Consider the following 1,008-nt stretch of genomic DNA (forward strand, 5'->3'; position numbering starts at 1 on the left):
TAGGCGCTGTTTCTCGGATCTCCTGACGCGGGTGGGGTGTTGGGGTCAGGCTGACTGTATGGGTCGCGGGGATCTGACGAACGCGGAGTGGGATCGGCTGGAGTCGTTGTTACCTCGTGGTGGTGCGCGTGGGGGTCGGTGGAGTGATCACCGGCGGGTGATCAACGGCGTGCTGTACCGGGTGCGGACGGGTGTGCAGTGGCGGGACCTGCCGGAGCGGTTCGGACCTTGGGAGACCGTATATAAAAGGCATCGCCGCTGGTCAGCTGATGGAACGTGGGCGATGCTGCTGTCTCGCGTTCAGGCCGCCGAGGACGCCGCAGGCCGAATCGACTGGGACGTGTCGGTGGACTCAACTGCGGTGCGCGCTCACCAGCATGCCGCCGGCGCGAGGAAGACGTCCCCGGCCGCGGATCCTCAAAAGGGGGTCGGCCAGGGGACGAACCAGGCCGATCCGGTGCTTGGGAAACTGGCCGCCCGGCTGGAGGAGGTGGTCAGATCGGCGAGTGCCTGGGACGTTCCCGCGGGGGCTTCACCACCAAAATCCATCTTGCCGCCGACGGACGATGCAGGCCTCTCGCCCTCCTGCTGACACCAGGGCATTACGGTGACGGCCCTCAACTCGAGCGGGTCCTGGAGCAGGTTTCTGTACCCCGCATCGGCGTCGGACGGCCCCGCACCCGGCCCGACCACGTCCTGGCAGACAAGGCCTACACCGCCCGCAGAAACCGCCGCTACCTGCGACGACGCGGAATCCCGCACACTATCCCCGAACGCCTCGACCAGAAAAAGCACCGGCGCAACCGCGGCTCCCGAGGCGGCCGCCCCACCGGCTTCGACAGCGAGCGCTACAAGAAACGCAACACGGTCGAACGCGCCATCAACCGCCTCAAGGGCTTCCGAGCCGTCGCCACCCGCTACGAAAAACGCGCCTACATCTACCTCGGCACCGTCACCCTCGCAGCCCTCACCATCTGGCTCCGAACATGATCCGAGAAACAGTCCCTA

The 1,008-nt window shown here is 66.5% G+C and carries 1 protein-coding gene; it reads left to right on the plus strand.

Annotated features, from left to right (window positions below):
* Window positions 1–58: 58 nt before the first annotated feature.
* Window positions 59–990, plus strand: a protein-coding gene (locus ACFVYS_RS43800) for an IS5 family transposase (RefSeq protein WP_389511457.1) whose coding sequence is annotated in 2 segments (ribosomal slippage) — window positions 59–406 and window positions 409–990 — 930 coding nt in all. Because the reading frame shifts where the segments join, the coding sequence is not laid out codon by codon here.
* Window positions 991–1,008: the final 18 nt, after the last annotated feature.

It is taken from the genome of Streptomyces sp. NPDC058295 (assembly GCF_042880655.1).
GTDB lineage: Bacteria > Actinomycetota > Actinomycetes > Streptomycetales > Streptomycetaceae > Streptomyces > Streptomyces coriariae.